A 15,634-nucleotide genomic window follows, 5' to 3' on the forward strand; every position below is an offset into this window, starting at 1 on the left:
CTTGCGGTGGCGAACGCGTTCGTGTTTTCCGGTCAGAACAGCCGTCCTGCGCTGACCGTGGGCGGCTCCTCGAGCTCCAGCAGCGCCTGCTTGCGCTTCAGCCCGCCGGCGTATCCGGTGAGGGAACCATTGGAGCCGACGACGCGGTGGCAGGGCACGAAGATGCACAGCGGGTTCGCACCCACGGCCTGTCCGACCCGTTGCGCGAGGCCGCGGTCTCCGACCTGCTCGGCGATACGACCGTAGGTGGTCGTCTCACCACACTGGATGCTCTTCACGATGTCCCAGACGGCGTGCTGGAACGAGTCGCCCTCGGCGGCGAGCGGAAGATCGAACTGCCTGCGTCGCCCTGCCAGGTAGTCGCACAGCTGTCGGGCCGCTTCGTTCAGCAGCGAGTCCGTCGAGTCGCTCACCTCGGGACCGAACGTCTCCTGCGAAGGCCGACGGACGTGGTGCCTGAAGTACAGGCCGGCGATCGCCTCGCCCTTGGCAACGAGCGTGATCGGTCCGAGGTGCGTCTCGATCACGATGTGTCGCGTGCTCATCTGCTTTTCCCTTCTCCTGGCTGGTAGACGTGTGCCGCCAGCAGAACGTGAGATCTCAGTCGGTGTCGGTGTCGGTGTCGGTGTCGGTGTCGGTGTCGTTACCGGACGCCGTGCTGGGCGGCTGTAAAAACCTGCGGAGCTTCGCGCGAAGAAGCGTGCTCGACACGCCCCCGGTGCAGGAGGAGCGGACGACTCGCACACTGATCTCGGCAAGCTGTGACCTGTAGGCATCCCAGCGCGCCGATCATCTCGGCTATGGCAAGCACGGTCCGGCGGGCAGGGTCGGTGGTAACTCCCGTAACGGCGAACGCTCCAAGACCGTGCTGACGGACGTGGGGCCGGTGGGGACAGCCGCGCCCCGCGACCGGGACGGCTCCTTCGAGTCGAAGATCGTCATGGAGGGGCGGAAGCGTCTGACCGGCGTCGACGAGGTGATCGTCCCGCTGACCGCGAAGGGGCTGACCACCGGCGAGGTCCAGGCCCACCTGGCAGAGGTCTACAGCGCCGACGTCTCCCGTCAGGCCATGTCCACCATCACCGACAGCGACGCTCTTGAAAACCGTCGTGGCGCAAGGACCCACCCGCTGACGGCTACCGTCGTCCGTCTTCGTTTCCGTCAGTCAGTACTTTGCTCTGAAGGGCTTGTGGTGTCGGCGCCACAGCTTGCCTCCGTGAGACCGCGCGCGCCACGCGGTCGCCTGCCGCACGCAGCAGTGCAGTTGGGAGGAAGAGCGAGTCGGCCGAGATCATCGCCAACGCGAAGAAAGGCAGACCGAGCAGGATCCCGATGCCCGCGTGCATGGACATCATGATCGCAACCATCACGGTTCTCACGCGGCTGTTGAAAAGGGTGAAGGGGAAGGCGACTTCGACGATCACCGTGCCGTAGGTCAACAGCAGGACGATCAGACTGCTACTGGCGATGGCGTGGGACAAAGCGGGCCACGGGGCGACGTCGTCGAGGTGCAGCACGTAGTAGAGCGCCGTTCCATCCTGCCAAAAGGAGCCTTGGACCTTGTACCAGCCGGAAACCGCATAGATGAGACACACCTGGGCCGCGATCACGAACATTGCACCCGCGTGCACCACGTTTCCGACCATCTCCATGACGGTGCGAGGCTCTCCGGGGCCGTAGCGTCGCACCAGCCACCACGCCAGCTGCGCGAAGACGAAGGCCCAGAGCAACAGCGCCCAGCCGGTATCCAGCTTGCCCAGCCCGGTGACCAGGGCGAGCACGGCGGTGAAGAAAGCCCACATCACGATCCCGACCACGTCCCGGCCGTGCGCGGCACGCCGCGCGTCCAACGACCAGACCCGGCCGCAGCGGGTGAATACCAGATAGATCGCCATGACGTGGATGACATCTGCGCCGCCGTCCCCCTCGAACGGGTTACGGTTCTGAAGTGCCAGCACGCCAATCATGAAGAGCACCGAGGCGGTACGGGTCCGCCACCCGAGGAGCAGCATCACCGACGCGGCGATCGCCGCCACGTAGACGATCTCGAACCACAATCGGCTGTCATGCCACATGAGTACGGTGAACGCCTGGTCCGTCGTGTTCCATTCACGGGCTATGGCCCAGCTCCATGGGCTGCCCGCCCCGTAGAGCTCGTTACGGTGCACCCACTCGCGCAGCAGCAGGGCGAGCCAGGTAAGTGAGAAGCCGATTCGAATGACGGCCGATTGGTACGGCGCTACGACATCGCTGGTGATACGCGCGAGACCTCGCCTGACAGCTGCGCCAATGCCGCGCGACAGCCGGGCGAATGGGGGCGGTTCGGATGATTCGCCGGGGGTGGTCGGAGAGCGTGTGGTCACTTGAAGTCCTCCGCCTTGACGGCCCACCACGGTTGAACCACATAGCTGGTCCGCGTATCGCTCTGCTGAACACTCCACGGGGGCTGTCCCACCGGCGTGTTGGCCGAGCGAAGCTGGATGAGTTGCACGGTGCCGCCGTTGACCTGTGGTCCCAGACGATGGGCGACGATGCGCAGCAGGTACTGCTGCATCAGCTTCCCGTACAGACCAACTGGACGTCCCTCGTTGTCGAGCGAGTCGACGTAGTTGGCCCAGGCGTGATGAAGCTCGTTCTGGTGCGCCTGGCTGGGGAGGGGATTGTGCACGATTCTCTCGTCATCCATCGCGGTCAAGTCCACCCAGCCGGTATCAGTGAGGCTTCCGCCGGGCATCCGCACTTTCGCGCGAGCCTGCACGTGGGTATTCACCGATTGCGGATTGGGGGCGTAAAGCTGCCACTCCTGCGCAAACTCGGGGACGACATACTTGTCGATGGCCGCGGCGTGCTGCTGGGAGAAGGAATTCAAGGGGGCACTGTTGAAGAAGAGCATTGCCAAGTGCACGGTGGCCGCGACCACGGCACCCACCACCGCGAGCGCGACGATGCTCATCGATACAAATGAGAGACAGCGCTTTTGGCTCGCCCTGTCGACATTACCCATTGCGCGCCGCCCTGGACGTTGCCTGACACGCCGCCCTGCGCATTGCCTGGACAGGGGCGCGTCACCTAGAACTCTGATCGCCGCGTCATCCCGGCGACAAACTGGAGGCTGGAAGTGCCCCGTCCCCTTATGTTCCCTCGCGTTCGCCAGAGTGTCGACCGGGGACGGGCAGGCCGCTGCCTCGCGAATTTCGAGAGATGGCCTATTGGTACTCCAGCCGGACTTCTGTATTTGTCCTGGTCATCGGCCTGGCGGTGGGGAGTGTAGCGGGGGTGCGGCAAGAACAGCTGGCAGCTCGCGGAATACGCCGGCCACGCCACCCCACACGGCCTGCAGCACCTGCTCCCCCACAGCCGCTTGGACGCCAACGCCCCGCATGACGACCTGCAGACGTACGTGGCCGAACAACTCGGCCATCCGAGTGGTGCGTTCATCCTGGACGACATCGGCTTCGTGAAGAAGGACACCACCTCCGCCGGAGTACAGCGCCAGTACTCCAGTACCGCCATGTACGGCCGTCGGCCACCTAAAGCCCTCGTGGGTGAGCGGGACTTCGCCGCAGGCCAGGGATCGTAGATTCGCTGGACGTAGGGCTGGATCGTCCAGGTCAGGGTGCCCTTCGGGAGGCGCGTCAGCCGTAGGGCGTCGAACGGCGGGAGCAGTTCGGCGCGGACGGCGCCGGTGCCGTCGTCGAGAAGTTTGTGGAGGCGTTCGGTCAGGACGCATTGTCCGCAGATCCCTCGCAGGTGGCGTCGTGCTTCTCGTCCGCATCGTTCGCAGGTGAAGTAGCCGAGGCCGCTCGCGCCGGTTGGATCAATGGAACCGTGCTTGGCGCTGAGAGTGATCAGGACCGTCGCCGGTCCTTGGCGTGGGCCTAGGATTGCGAGGGTGACGGCAAGAACCAGTGACATCGAGAAGGCGGCCGGTGTGCTGCGCGCCGGCGGCCTGGTGGCCCTCCCGACCGAGACCGTTTACGGCCTGGGCGCCAACGCCGAGGACCCCGCCGCCGTCGCGCGCATCTTCAAGGCCAAGGGACGTCCGCCCTCCCACCCGCTGATCGTCCACATTGCCGGCGCGGAGTATCTGGACGACTGGGTCCAGGACGTGCCCGCGACGGCACGCCTGCTGGCCGAACACTTGTGGCCGGGACCACTCACGCTGGTCCTGCCGCGCGGTCCCCGCGTGCCCCTCGAAGCGACCGGTGGCCTTCAGACGGTGGCCGTGCGCGTGCCCGACCACCCCGTCGCACTCGCACTGCTGTCGGCCTTCGGCGGCGGTGTCACGGCCCCGTCCGCCAACCGCTTCGGCTCGGTCAGCCCCACAACGGCGGACCACGTCCGTGCCGAGCTCGGCGATGCCGTCGACTTCGTGCTGGACGGCGGCCCCTGTGAGGTCGGCGTCGAGTCGACCATCGTCGACGCCACGGGCGATGCCCCGAGCATCCTTCGGCCAGGTGGGGTGACGCGCGAGGACCTCGAAGCGGTGCTGGGGCGCCCGCTCGAAGTTCCCTCGGCGAGCCCTGTTCGGGTGCCGGGCCAGCATCCGTCACACTACGCGCCGCGAGCGCGGGTCCTCCTCGTCGAGCCGGAGAAGGTCGTCTCCGAAGCGGAGCTGGCGCAGGAGCTGGGGCACCAGGTGGGCATCTTTCTGCCCGCCTCCTTCACCGACGCTGCGGTGAAGGTGCACGCCGTGGTGAGGGTCCCCGGTTCGACGGCCGCCTATGCGCGCGGGCTGTACGGGTTCCTGCGCGAGCTCGACCAGCGAGGGTGCGACCTCATCATCGCGTCCTTGCCGGTGGAGGAGGGGCTGGGACTGGCGATCGCCAACCGGCTCCGCCGCGCCGCGGGGCCCAGGCCCACCGTGTGACCGGCATCGACGCTGTGCCTTTACTGCTCCCGGAGACGGGGGCCGGGCGGATTCGTGGCGGATTCGGCTGAGCGCCCACCGGTCTGGCAAACGGGGCACAGCTCCTGCCGCCAGTCGTCGGTGGCGACCGTTCCCCATCCCCGGCACACCTCGCAGCCCGCGGCCCGCCGCCCTGTCGCGGGCCGCACGGCCAGGGCGGTCAGGACGCGGCGGGGACCTCCGCATCGAGGCCGCGAGAGGCGACGAGCTGTGCACTGCCGTCGGCCAGGCGGTAGCACAGGCCCACCACGGCGGCCTGGCCGGCGGCGACCTTCTGGGCGAGTACCCGGGAGCGGTCCAGCAGCAGGTCGACGGTGTGCCTTATGTGCTCGGCGAGGATCTCCTCGGGCTCGACGTGTCCGGCGGCCCGAGCCGCCAGCACGCTGGGGGTCACGCGCTCGACGACGTCCCGGACGTATCCGGCCGGTGCCATGCCGTTCTCCAGGGCGGCGCACGCAGCGCCTACCGCGCCGCACGAGTCGTGGCCGAGGACCACGACCAGCGGGCAGCCCAGCACGTCCACGCCGTACTCGATGCTGCCCAGCACCTCGGCTCCGACGACGTGGCCTGCGGTGCGCACCACGAACAGGTCGCCCAGGCCGCGGTCGAAGATGATCTCGGCGGCCAGCCGGGAGTCGGAGCACCCGAACAGTACGGCGAAGGGCTGCTGGGACGGTGCGATCTCGGCGCGGCGGGTGGCGTCCTGGTTGGGGTGCTCAGGGGCGCCGGTGACGAAGCGCTGGTTACCAGCCAGTAGCAGCTCGAAGGCGTCGCGGGGCGTCGGGGACTTCAGCTCGGTCATGTCTGCAGCCTAGGACCCGGCACCAGCCGTCGCACCGCATGGTCTCGCCGGAGCTCGCCGGATCGGGCCATGCTGACGGCCTTGTCATCACCCCCAGGGGCCGGGCGTGAGCGGCCTCGATGCGGAACCTCGGCGCGCGGCGCTGCTACCCCGCCCCGGCCGGGCCTCGTTCGAACTTCTTCGGACCTGCGTCCTCACCCGGCCATGATTTCCATGATCTTCACGAACTCGCTGAAGTCGAGCAGGTCTCTGTCCTCGTCGTGCGCCCGAAGGGCAGGCACGACGAGGACCCAGCCGTGGTGGGACGTCAGCAGTTGTCCACGGGCGCGCCCGCCACGAGTTCGTACTGCGCACGCGCGTCGAGCAGCAGCGGCACCAGCGCGCGCATCGACTGCCGCAGCGGCACGAACGCGCCGTCGCCCTCGGGCCGCACCGTCACGCCGTGCAGGGCGAGTTCGTCCTTGACGTCGGCGTACTGGGCTGCGGTGAGCCGGTAGCCGCAGGGCGCGTTGTCCAGCACCTCGGACGGCTGCGCGGGCTGGTTGTCGGCGCCGCCGAGGTAGACCGGGCCGCGGTCGCTGTAGCCCGCCGCCCTGGCGGAGTGGGTGGCCGACACGATCTGACCGTGCCGCTCCCTCGTGAAGTCGAACAGGCCACGGAGAGCGGAGAGTTGAGAATGCACGCGGCGACGTTGGTTCAGTGCGGGGTCGGCCTTCTCGGCGTCACTGAGCGCGTCGACGCGGCTCTCGATGAGCAGGCCGATGGAGTGCTTGACCCCCGCCATATTGCGCAGGATGCGTTCCTGCCCGTCACCGGCGGTCTGCTTGAGGGGCTCATCGGTGACCGGGTCGGTCCAGATGCCGTACGTGCCGGTCGAGTACCCGGCACCGTTCGCGGCCGGCCGTACATACGAACCCGACAGGGCTTCGGCTGTCTCGTGCACCTTGGGGTCGGTGTTGAGATTGCGCGGCCACAGGTCGAAGAGGTCCTTGTCGTAGTACTTGGGTGTGGCGCCGTACTCGTGCAGGTCGTAGATGACGTCGGGCTTTTGGTCGCGGATCACGGCGGCCATGGCCCGCCCTTCGGCGGTCCGCAGGGCGAGGTGGTCGCGGTTGATGTCGATGCCGTCGGAGTTGCCCCGGGTGTTGGCGGCGCGGCCGTCCGGATTGGCGGTGGGCACGACGAGGAGGGTGCTGTGGGCGAGCCAGTCGCGGGTCCGCGCGTCCTGCGCGAAGGAGAGGCCGCGGATGGTGGTCAGACAGGCCTCGCGCCCGGAGGGCTCGTCGCCGTGCTGGGAACAGATCAGCAATACCGTTTCTGCGGTGCGGTGTTCGCCGATTCGAACGAGTTGGAGCGGGCGCCCCTGCTTGGTGGTGCCGATCCGGGACACGGACATCCGGTCGCTGGCCTTGTCGACGGCGGCGAGGTAGTCCTGCTCCTCGGGCTGGGTCGTCCAGCGCGCACCGCCGGAGGTTTCGAATCCGGTACGGGGCGGGGAGTCGGCGGCCTGCGCAGGCGCCGTCACCAGGGGAGAGGCGAGCGCGGCCGTCGCGATGGCCAGGGCGAGGGTGCGGGTACGGGGTGTCATCTGAGATTACCTCCCGGGATGCGGTGAGCCGGGCGCGGCGGGGCCACGCCCTTGGAACGGGACGCGTGGGGGGTGACAGATGCGGACGAGACGGAGGTGCCCCCTGCTCGAGCGGAACCGAGAGCTCGGGGGACCTCGGTGGCGCGTACGAAGACCGAGACGCCGTCGACGAACGGCACCCGGGCCGAGGTACGGGCCAGGTCGAGGGTGAGGGTCGAGGTGCTGGACGGCGGGTCGACGAGATTCTGGTCAGTGCCGGAAACGCTCGGGCGCCGCAGCCGCCTGAGCTGTTACGGCGATGCCGGCTTCTGCGACAAACAGCGACGTAACTGCCATTGCAAGACGATTGCGGCGTCTGCGGCTTGGCGCTGACGGTTGTTCAGATAAATACGCAACGCGTTGTCTCCTTCCGGGTGGAGCGAAGCAAATTCCTGCACCAAACCGCGCCAGTGGCAGAACCTAGCTCGGAAGATCAACTCCGCTGAAGATGATTTCAAGTCACGCCAAGGCTGCGTCAAGAAACCGCCCGGTAACCGTAAAGAGGTACTGGAATCCCGAACTTAAACGTTAGATCCATCACGGAAGATCACTGAAAATACCGCAGCGGCTGATTACTCTGCGCTAACGACCCCTCCAAATTTTGCCACCCAGATGGCTGAAAATTGCTGTTTCGGGCGCGGTTCGATCAAGCTCCCACCGGCACCGGCCGCACGACTTGCCGGGCGGTGGTCGCGTCGGTGAGGGGGGTCCTGCCGGGCGGGGACAGCAGCTGTGGACGGTAGCCGCATCCAGTGGCGGTCCACCTCTTGACAGGTATGAGTCGCGCTGAGTTTCATGGCGACGCTAACCGAATGTTCGGTCGGGAAATGGTGTCTATCGTGACAGAAGCTACTGAAGATGCGCCCAGTGCTGTTGAGGCCATGTTCGCTGCGGACAAGGCTTCCCAGCTCCTGGGAATCGAGATTCTGGAACATGGCGAAGGATCTGCGAGGCTTCGCATGACCGTGACTCCGGCGATGGTCAACGGTCACGGGATCGCGCACGGGGGCTATCTCTTCCTCTTCGCCGACACCGCCTTCGCGTGCGCGTGCAACAGCTACGGCCCCACAACAGTGGCCGCCGGCGCCGACATCGATTTCGTCGCCCCTGCCCATGAGAGCGACGTTCTGGTGGCCAAGGCCCAGGAGCGAACCCGGTTCGGGCGCAGCGGCATCTACGACATCACGGTCATGCGCGGCGACGAAGTGATCGCCGAATTCCGTGGCCGCAGCCGCGTTCTCCGGAGCGGTACGGCAACCTAAAGCGTGAAGGGCCCAGTCGGTCCTCTGCGGACATCTGTGTGTGCGGAAGCGGTGATCGGCGAGCCGGCCGATTCCCCGCGCTCGCTGAGCATCACGCCAGGCATCGGCTGCAAATGCATCGAGTCCTCCCGCCAACTGGGCTGTCGCCGCTGGACTGTGCAGGCAACGGTGACCTGACCTGACCTGACCTGACCTGACCTGGCCTGCCGGATGCCGCCGCTTGCACCGCCGCTACGAGCGAAAGGCCACGCACTTCCCCGCCTTCGTCACCATCGCCGCCACCCTCGTCCGTTATCGCAGGCTTGACGACCTCGCGCCGCGGTAATTCGATGGCGCGTACGGAACAGTGTGCCCACCCTGGTACCCGTGGCAGAACCCAAACACCAGATTCGAGCCCTACACACGGACTCCACGATCACCGTCTACCAGGCGTACGCCCCGGAGATAGGCCTACCGGCGGCCCGAGAGGGCCGTTTCCCGGCGGCGTGGCAGCGGGACCGGATGACATGGATCAAGCCGTCGTTCCTGTGGATGATGTACCGCTGCGGGTGGGGCGCCAAAGAGGGACAGGAGACCGTCCTCGCCGTCGAGATCTCCCGTGACGGCTTCGAGTGGGCACTGGAACACGCCTGCCTGTCCCACTACGAGCATGGGCTCCACGCCGACCACGCCACGTGGAAGCGCCAATTGAAGCGGGCTCCGGCCCGGGTGCAATGGGACCCCGAACGCGACCTGCACCTTCAGCCGCTTGCCCACCGGTCGCTCCAGCTCGGCCTCGCCGGCGAAGCCGCACGCCTCTACGCCGATGGGTGGACCGTCTCCATCACCGACGTCACATCGTTCGCCCACACGATCCACGCGCATGTACGAGACGGAGACCTGGACGCCGCACGGCAACTCCTGCCCCGTGAACGTCCCTACTCCGTGAGCGACGGGGTCCTGGCTCATCTGCGCGAATAAGGTTTGTGAACATCACAGAAACGCCCGAGCCGCGGCGGAGTGGATCAGTCCGGCTCGTGCATGATCACGCTGTGCCGTGAGTCAGCGCAAGTCGTACCCCGGCGAGCTGTCCGACGCCCGATGGGCCCTGACCGAGCCGACGTCGACGGCCTGGAGACAGGCGCGGCTCGACCGCAGACCCACCGGCCAGTCGGCCAAGGTCGACTTCCGTGCCGCTGCCGACTCGACAGCCTCGTACTCGGTCACGTTCTCACTGGTCATCGACGCATCTTCCATGCTCGGGAGTTACACCGAACGTTTTGCAGTCCTCAACAGGGAACTCGTGCTCATAGACACCGCGTCCGTCGGCCCGGCCGGAGGCGCGGTGCTCCTACGCCGTGAGACTCACGCACTGTACGGATGGGCCCGGAAAACTGCCTCGGCGCTGAACCGGCGGCGTGACCACTCGTCAGGGCTCCACGTCGGTCGAGGCGCGAACGACGAGCTGGGGAGGGAACCGTTCGACCCGTTCGCTTCGTTCGCGGCCGGGTGCCTGAAGCAGAGTCAGCGCGCGTTCGGCCATGGCGGACAACGGGTGCCGGATGGACGTGATGGGCGGGTCGAGGAGCTCGAGTATCTCGGTGTCGTCGAACCCGGTGACGGCGATCTGTCCGGGTACGGCGACCGCTGAACGGTGCAGCGTGCTCACGAGCCCTACGGCGAGGACGTCTGCTCCGCAGACGACCGCGTCGACCGCGTCGCGCTGTTCGATGATGCGGCGCCCCGCCGTCCGTCCGGCGTCGGTGGTGAAGCTGGGCAGGAGGATGGTGGTGGCGTCGGGTCCTTGCGCCTCGGTGAAGGCTGTGAGCCGTTCGGCGCCTGACGAGGAGGCCTGATCTGCGGCGACGAGAGCGATACGGTGCCGCCCGATGCCTTCCAGGTGATCGACGAGAAGCCGGACCGCGGACGCGTTGTCGAGCGTGACGGCGACAGTGCCGGATCCTTTGGCCCATCGGTCGAAGAGAACGACGGGACGACGTCTGGCGGCATCGCGGATGGCGGGCCCGGACGCGTTGGCCGATACGGGGACGACGAACAGGCCGTCAACCCGGCCACCGAGCAGAGTGTCGATCTGCTCGGCCTCGATCGCGGTGTCGTTCGCCGCGTCGGAGACCACGAGCGTGCCGCCGGCAGCACGCACGTGCTGTGCGATGGCATCGGCGAGTTGGACGAAATAGGGGTTGGCGAGCGTGGGGACGACGACGCCGATGGTGCCGGTAGTGCCGGTGCGCAGCGCCCGGGCGGAGTGATTGGGCTGGTAGCCGAGCCGCTGCGCGGCCTCTTCGACACGGCGCGCGAGTTCGGGATCGACGTTGCGCGGCGTGCTGGCGAGAACGCGTGACGCAGTCGCGCGGGAGACACCGGCGGCCTTGGCCACGTCGACAAGTCGGGGCGCTGTCACGTAGGTGTCCTTCTCGGTCTGTGGGCGGATGCGCCGAAGCGGCGGAGATCGTGCACGACGAGACTACTTGACGGTGTGTGAGCGCTGGTACAGCATGTCGGAGATCGATCTCCCAAGGAGTGTCAATGTCGTCCATCACCGTCGTTGGTTCGGTGAACCGTGACTTCGTCCTGACCGTCAAGGACCTGCCGCACCCCGGCGAGACCGTGCTCGCGCGGCACTTCGTGGAGGGTGCTGGTGGCAAGGGTGCCAACCAGGCCGTCGCGGCCGCCCGCCTCGGATCGCGGGTGCGTCTCGTCGCCAGGGTCGGCGCTGACGCGGCCACTATCCTCGACGCGCTCGCGTCCGAAGGTGTGGACGTCGATGCCGTGCGCTCGGACGAGCGGGCCACGACCGGAATCGCCGCGGTGGTCGTCGACGACGCCGGCGAGAACACCATCGTCGTGAATCCGGGGGCCAACGCCGAACTCGGTGTCCAGGACCTGCCGTCCCGGCTCGTCCGGTCGAGGGGAGAGGTCGTCGTCGTGCAGAACGAGATCGCACCCGATGTGGTCGACCTAGTGGTCCTACGAGCGCGCGAACAGGGCGGGGTCGTCGTCCTCAACCCCGCCCCCGCTCGGCCGATCGACACGCGGGTACTGGCCGCCGTCGACGTCCTCGTCCCCAACCTCGGCGAACTCGCCTCACTTCTCGGCACCGACCGGCCCGCCACCGTCGATGACGCGCGAGGCCTGCTGGAGCGCGCCGCGCTCCCGTGCCGGGCCGTCGTGGTGACACTCGGGGCGGACGGCGCCATCCTGAAGGAGGCGCACAGCACGAACACCACACATATCCCCGCGCCGTTCGTGGATGCCGTCGACACCGTGGGTGCCGGCGACACCTTCTGCGGTGCACTCGCGGACGCCCTCGGGCGCGGCACCGACCTTCCGGCCGCAGTCGAACGCGCCGTACACGCGGCGTCGTACGCCGTCACCGGCCTCGGCGCACAGGCCTCCATGCCCTACGCGGCCCAGCTCGACGACTACCCAGTCACCTCTGCTTCCTGACACCCCGCGGGTCACCCACCAGCACTACGGAGAACCACCCATGAGGAACCTCAAGCTCGGCGTGTTCGAGAACGCGCAGGCCAATGCGAGTGGCACGGCCACCTGGCGTCACCCCGACAGCCGACGGCATCTTTTCGACACTCTCGAGTACTGGCGCGATCTCGCCGCGATCTGCGAGGACGCCAAGCTGGACTTCCTGTTCCTCGCCGACGCCTGGGGCTGGTCCGAGATCGACGGCACGCGCCCGCCCATCGCCACGGAGGAATCCCTCGACCTCCCGCGGCTCGACCCGATGGTCGTGGTGTCCGCGCTTCTGTCCACCACGACCAACCTGGGTCTCGTCATGACGGGCTCCGTCCTCGTGGAACCGCCGTACGCGTTCGCGCGCCGCATCGCCACGCTCGACCAGCTCTCCGGTGGCCGGATCGGCTGGAACATCGTGACGACCGGCACGGCCGACACCGCGGTCAAGGCGTTCGGCATGGAGATGGTGGCGCACGACGACCGCTATCGGATGGCCGAGGACTTCCTCGACCTCGTCTACAAGTACTGGGAGGGGGCCTGGGAGCCGGACGCGCTGGAGAAGGACAAGGACGGAAGGTTCGCCGACCCCGCCAAGGTGCACCTCGTCACCCACAAAGGCCCGTTCTTCCGCTCGCAGGGGTACGGCAACACCGCGCGTTCCCCGCAGGGCACGCCCGTGCTGTTCCAGGCAGGGGCATCGCCCGCCGGTCGCCGGGTCGGCGGCCGGCACGGCGAATGCATGTTCGTGGGGAGCGGTTCGGTCGAGCAGCTCGCCGGGCACACCGCCTCGATCCGTGAAGAGGCGGTCAAGGCGGGTCGTCGATCCGACGACGTGAACGTGATGTCGGCGTTCTCGTGTGTCGTCGGTGCGACGACATCCGATGCGGAGCGGCGCTATCAGCGGATCCTCGACGCTCAGCGGCCTGACGTGGCCGTCGCCAGCTATGCCATGTTCACCGGGCTCGACCTTTCGTCCTATGCGCCCGAGACGCCCATGGCGGATCTCTCCACCGAGCTGTCGCAGACCCAGGTGGCCCGCTTCGCCGGCAAGACGGTCGGCGACGTCCTCGCCGACTGGCACACCCACGGCGTCGGAGCGCGGCCTGTCGTCGGCACGGCCGAGGAGATCGCCGACGAGATCTGCGCGCTCGCGGAAGGCGCCGACCTCGACGGGTTCCTGCTGTCCCCGATGGTCCAGCCGACCTCGACGACGGACTTCGTCGAGTCGGTCCTGCCGATCCTGCGGGCACGCGGAGTCTTCCGCGGTGAGTACACGGAGGGCGAGAGCCTGCGCGAACGACTCACCGGAGCAACCGACCGCGCGCTGCCGGCCAGCCACCCCGCGGCACAGTACAGACACTGAAAACAGAACGAGCGACGAGAGGATGTCGAAGACCATGGCCACGTTTGCCCAGAACCCGTCCGGGGCGTCCGTACCGGCGGAGCTGGACGCGGCGACGCTGCGACAGGCCTTCGGGGCCTACCCGACCGGTGTCGTCGCGATAAGCGCGCTGCGCGGGAACGAACCGGTCGGGTTCGCGGCGAGCTCGTTCGTCTCGATCTCGCTCCAACCGCCCATGGTCGCGGTCAGCGTGGCCCGCACCTCGACCACCTGGCCGCGCCTCGCGGGGGCACCCGTTCTGGGACTGAGTGTGCTCAGCCGCGGTCAGGGTGCGCTGTGCCGGCGTCTGGCGTCCCGGGAGGTCGACCGCTTCGACGGCGTCGCGTGGAAGGCGACGCCGTCGGGCGCCGTCACGATCGAGGACGCCGCGCTCTGGCTGACGGCTCGGGTGAGTGCGACCTACGACGGCGGCGATCACGACATCGTGCTCATGGAGTTGATGACGGCTGAGCTGTTCCCCGGCGTGGAGCCACTCGTTTTCCACACCAGCCAGTTCCGCGAGCTCATCCCCCATGCGTGACACCCAGACCGTCCATGCGCACCTCACGGGTGTGGTGGTGCACGGTGCCGGTCGAGGCCGTGGGCTCGGGTTCCCCACCGCGAACGTCGCGGCCGGTCCCGACTCACGGGTCCCACCGTCTGCGGTCTACAGCGGCTGGGTCGTACGCCACTCGACCGGCGCCGTCCACCGCGGAACGATCAGTGTCGGGTCGAACCCGACCTTCTGCGACACGGCGGATGTGCACGTCGAGGTGTACTGCCACGACACGTCGGACGAGTTCTATGGAGAGCGCGTCGGACTGTGGTTCGTGGCACGGATTCGAGACACGGTGAAGTTCGCGTCGCCCGACGACCTGGTGCGCGCCGCCCAGCAGGACGTCCTGCGGTCCGAAGCGCTTCTCGCCTCGGACCGCGGGCGGCGCGCCCTCACCGACGCGCTCGCCGCGTACGGGAGAACCGTCTCCGCCTGAAGTACCACTCCGCACGGACTCTGCGCGCACTGTCGAACTTCATGCGACATGACTGGCCCGGTCCGGGGCCATAGCTCACGCCCAATCCTGCTCTGAACGAACAGAGGAGTTAGTAATGAGCGCAATCCAGTGGCTGAATGAGCAGTTCAGCCTCTTCGGCGTCCCCGTCTACTGGTCCGACTTCCTGGGCAACATCCTGGCGCTCGCAACCGTTTGGCTGGCGTTGCGGAGATCGCTCGTGGCCTGGCCGGTGCAGATCCTCGGATCGGTCCTGCTGCTGATCGCGAGCCTGAACGTCCATCTTGGAGGTAATGCCGCCCGGCAGATTGTGATCATAGCATCGGCGTCGTGGGGTTGGGCAACGTGGCGGCGCAGCAGGGAGAAGGAAGGCGTCATCAACGTCCGCTGGGCATCGTGGCGGGACCGTGCCGTGCTGATCGCTGTCATGGCCGCTGGGACGTTCGCGTTCGGTGCCCTGCTCAAGACGACCGACGCGTCGTTCTACCCGGGTGCTCCCTGGTGGATGGTCCTCGCCGACGCCTGGATCTTCGTCGGCTCGATCCTGGCCATGTACACCCAGGCCCGGCGCTACGTGGAGTTCTGGTTCGTCTGGCTGGCCGTCGACCTCGTCGGGGTGCCCCTCGCCATTCATTCCCAGCTGTACTTCTCCGGGGTCGTCTACGCGATCTTCTTCGTCATGGTCGTCATGGGGATCCGCGACTGGGCGTCTCACTCCAAGGACCAGGAGATCGCCTCGCCGCTCGAGCCGGCTGCCACCCTGGAGAGCCGGAACGACACGTCACCGGCCACGGCGCCGTACGACACCCGTCCAGAAACGGCAAATGGCTCTTGAGATCTGACTGGCCGATGGTCACGGTCGCGGACACACCTCAGCCGACAACACCCGGCTGAGCCCTCGGAACCTTACTCACCTTCCCGGGACGAGCGTCGCATTGCCCGGCGCGATTCCCCAAGCTCCTCGAGCAGGGGGCATCCCCCAGAGCAGGCATCGAACGCCGCTCTGTGACGGGCGAACGTCCCCCTGGGGCACGGCCGGCAGAGCTTGGCCGGGCTCGCGCTTGGAGAAGTCGCGGTGGCGGGTGAGGCAGGTTCAACGGCCGCTCCTTCACGTTCCGGTACCCGGCATCCCGAAGCGTGAAGGACGGCCGTGTCGCGCGCCGCGGAAACAG

At 67.5% G+C, this 15,634-nt stretch carries 15 protein-coding genes and 2 pseudogenes; 10 read left to right on the forward strand and 7 right to left on the reverse strand.

Annotated elements, in window-relative coordinates:
• Positions 1–32 precede the first annotated feature (32 nt).
• Entirely contained in the window at positions 33–545 is a 513-nt protein-coding gene (locus tag ACWD5D_RS16610) for a methylated-DNA--[protein]-cysteine S-methyltransferase (RefSeq protein WP_451373412.1), read from the reverse strand.
• Positions 546–787: 242 nt separating this feature from the next.
• Here ACWD5D_RS16610 and ACWD5D_RS16615 point away from each other — a divergent pair.
• Positions 788–1,090 (forward strand): annotated as a pseudogene (locus ACWD5D_RS16615) (transposase); the annotation flags it as partial.
• 46 nt (positions 1,091–1,136) lie between these two features.
• Here ACWD5D_RS16615 and ACWD5D_RS16620 read toward each other — a convergent pair.
• Entirely contained in the window at positions 1,137–2,363 is a 1,227-nt protein-coding gene (locus tag ACWD5D_RS16620; protein WP_451373413.1) for an HTTM domain-containing protein, read from the reverse strand.
• Positions 2,360–2,953 carry a DUF5819 family protein gene (locus ACWD5D_RS16625; protein ID WP_451373414.1) on the reverse strand — a complete coding sequence of 198 codons (594 nt, stop codon included), beginning with the start codon at positions 2,951–2,953 and terminating at the stop codon, positions 2,360–2,362. The genes ACWD5D_RS16620 and ACWD5D_RS16625 overlap by 4 nt, the downstream gene beginning before the upstream one ends.
• 330 nt (positions 2,954–3,283) lie before the next feature.
• Between ACWD5D_RS16625 and ACWD5D_RS16630 the strand changes: the two are divergent.
• Together ACWD5D_RS16630 and ACWD5D_RS16635 are read left to right on the forward strand one after the other, a co-directional pair.
• Positions 3,284–3,511, forward strand: a pseudogene (locus ACWD5D_RS16630) (transposase); the annotation flags it as partial.
• 381 nt (positions 3,512–3,892) lie between these two features.
• Positions 3,893–4,870 (forward strand): L-threonylcarbamoyladenylate synthase, encoded by a 978-nt coding sequence (locus tag ACWD5D_RS16635; RefSeq protein WP_451373415.1) that lies wholly within the window; start codon positions 3,893–3,895, stop codon positions 4,868–4,870.
• Between the two features lie 199 nt (positions 4,871–5,069).
• On the opposite strand, the gene ACWD5D_RS16640 is transcribed toward ACWD5D_RS16635, so the two are convergent.
• Together ACWD5D_RS16640 and ACWD5D_RS16645 are read right to left on the reverse strand one after the other, a co-directional pair.
• Complete coding sequence (locus tag ACWD5D_RS16640) at positions 5,070–5,711, reverse strand: carbonic anhydrase (protein ID WP_451373416.1); 642 nt, start codon at positions 5,709–5,711, stop codon at positions 5,070–5,072.
• A 307-nt stretch (positions 5,712–6,018) separates the two neighbouring features.
• Positions 6,019–7,299: a M14 family metallopeptidase gene (locus tag ACWD5D_RS16645; RefSeq protein WP_451373417.1), complete on the reverse strand. Its 1,281-nt coding sequence runs from the start codon at positions 7,297–7,299 to the stop codon at positions 6,019–6,021.
• An 866-nt stretch (positions 7,300–8,165) separates the two neighbouring features.
• Between ACWD5D_RS16645 and paaI the strand changes: the two genes are divergently transcribed.
• Entirely contained in the window at positions 8,166–8,600 is a 435-nt protein-coding gene (gene paaI, locus ACWD5D_RS16650; protein WP_451373560.1) for a hydroxyphenylacetyl-CoA thioesterase PaaI, read from the forward strand.
• A 366-nt stretch (positions 8,601–8,966) separates the two neighbouring features.
• Positions 8,967–9,560 carry a DUF4291 domain-containing protein gene (locus tag ACWD5D_RS16655; protein WP_451373418.1) on the forward strand — a complete coding sequence of 198 codons (594 nt, stop codon included), beginning with the start codon at positions 8,967–8,969 and terminating at the stop codon, positions 9,558–9,560.
• Positions 9,561–9,641: 81 nt separating this feature from the next.
• Here the strand turns inward: ACWD5D_RS16655 and ACWD5D_RS16660 are convergent, their stop codons facing one another.
• Together ACWD5D_RS16660 and ACWD5D_RS16665 are read right to left on the reverse strand one after the other, a co-directional pair.
• Positions 9,642–9,821 (reverse strand): hypothetical protein, encoded by a 180-nt coding sequence (locus tag ACWD5D_RS16660; protein ID WP_451373419.1) that lies wholly within the window; start codon positions 9,819–9,821, stop codon positions 9,642–9,644.
• 187 nt (positions 9,822–10,008) lie between these two features.
• Positions 10,009–11,001, reverse strand: a complete 993-nt coding sequence (locus ACWD5D_RS16665) for a LacI family DNA-binding transcriptional regulator (RefSeq protein ID WP_451373420.1) — start codon at positions 10,999–11,001, stop codon at positions 10,009–10,011.
• A gap of 125 nt (positions 11,002–11,126) precedes the next feature.
• On the opposite strand from ACWD5D_RS16665, the gene ACWD5D_RS16670 reads away from it, so the two are divergent.
• The 5 genes from ACWD5D_RS16670 to ACWD5D_RS16690 all read left to right on the forward strand — a co-directional run bounded on the left by ACWD5D_RS16670 (position 11,127) and on the right by ACWD5D_RS16690 (position 15,297).
• Complete coding sequence (locus tag ACWD5D_RS16670) at positions 11,127–12,047, forward strand: ribokinase (protein WP_451373421.1); 921 nt, start codon at positions 11,127–11,129, stop codon at positions 12,045–12,047.
• 40 nt (positions 12,048–12,087) lie between these two features.
• The gene (locus ACWD5D_RS16675; protein WP_451373422.1) at positions 12,088–13,434 is read left to right on the forward strand and encodes an NtaA/DmoA family FMN-dependent monooxygenase; all 1,347 of its coding nucleotides are present in this window, start codon (positions 12,088–12,090) and stop codon (positions 13,432–13,434) included.
• A gap of 34 nt (positions 13,435–13,468) precedes the next feature.
• Positions 13,469–13,993, forward strand: a complete 525-nt coding sequence (locus tag ACWD5D_RS16680) for a flavin reductase family protein (RefSeq protein ID WP_451373423.1) — start codon at positions 13,469–13,471, stop codon at positions 13,991–13,993.
• Positions 13,986–14,444 (forward strand): riboflavin kinase, encoded by a 459-nt coding sequence (locus ACWD5D_RS16685; protein ID WP_451373424.1) that lies wholly within the window; start codon positions 13,986–13,988, stop codon positions 14,442–14,444. The genes ACWD5D_RS16680 and ACWD5D_RS16685 overlap by 8 nt, the downstream gene beginning before the upstream one ends.
• 115 nt (positions 14,445–14,559) lie before the next feature.
• On the forward strand, positions 14,560–15,297 hold the full coding sequence (locus ACWD5D_RS16690) for a nicotinamide mononucleotide transporter family protein (protein ID WP_451373425.1): 738 nt from the start codon (positions 14,560–14,562) through the stop codon (positions 15,295–15,297).
• Positions 15,298–15,634 lie beyond the last annotated feature (337 nt).

Source organism: Streptomyces sp. NPDC002520 (genome assembly GCF_053595235.1).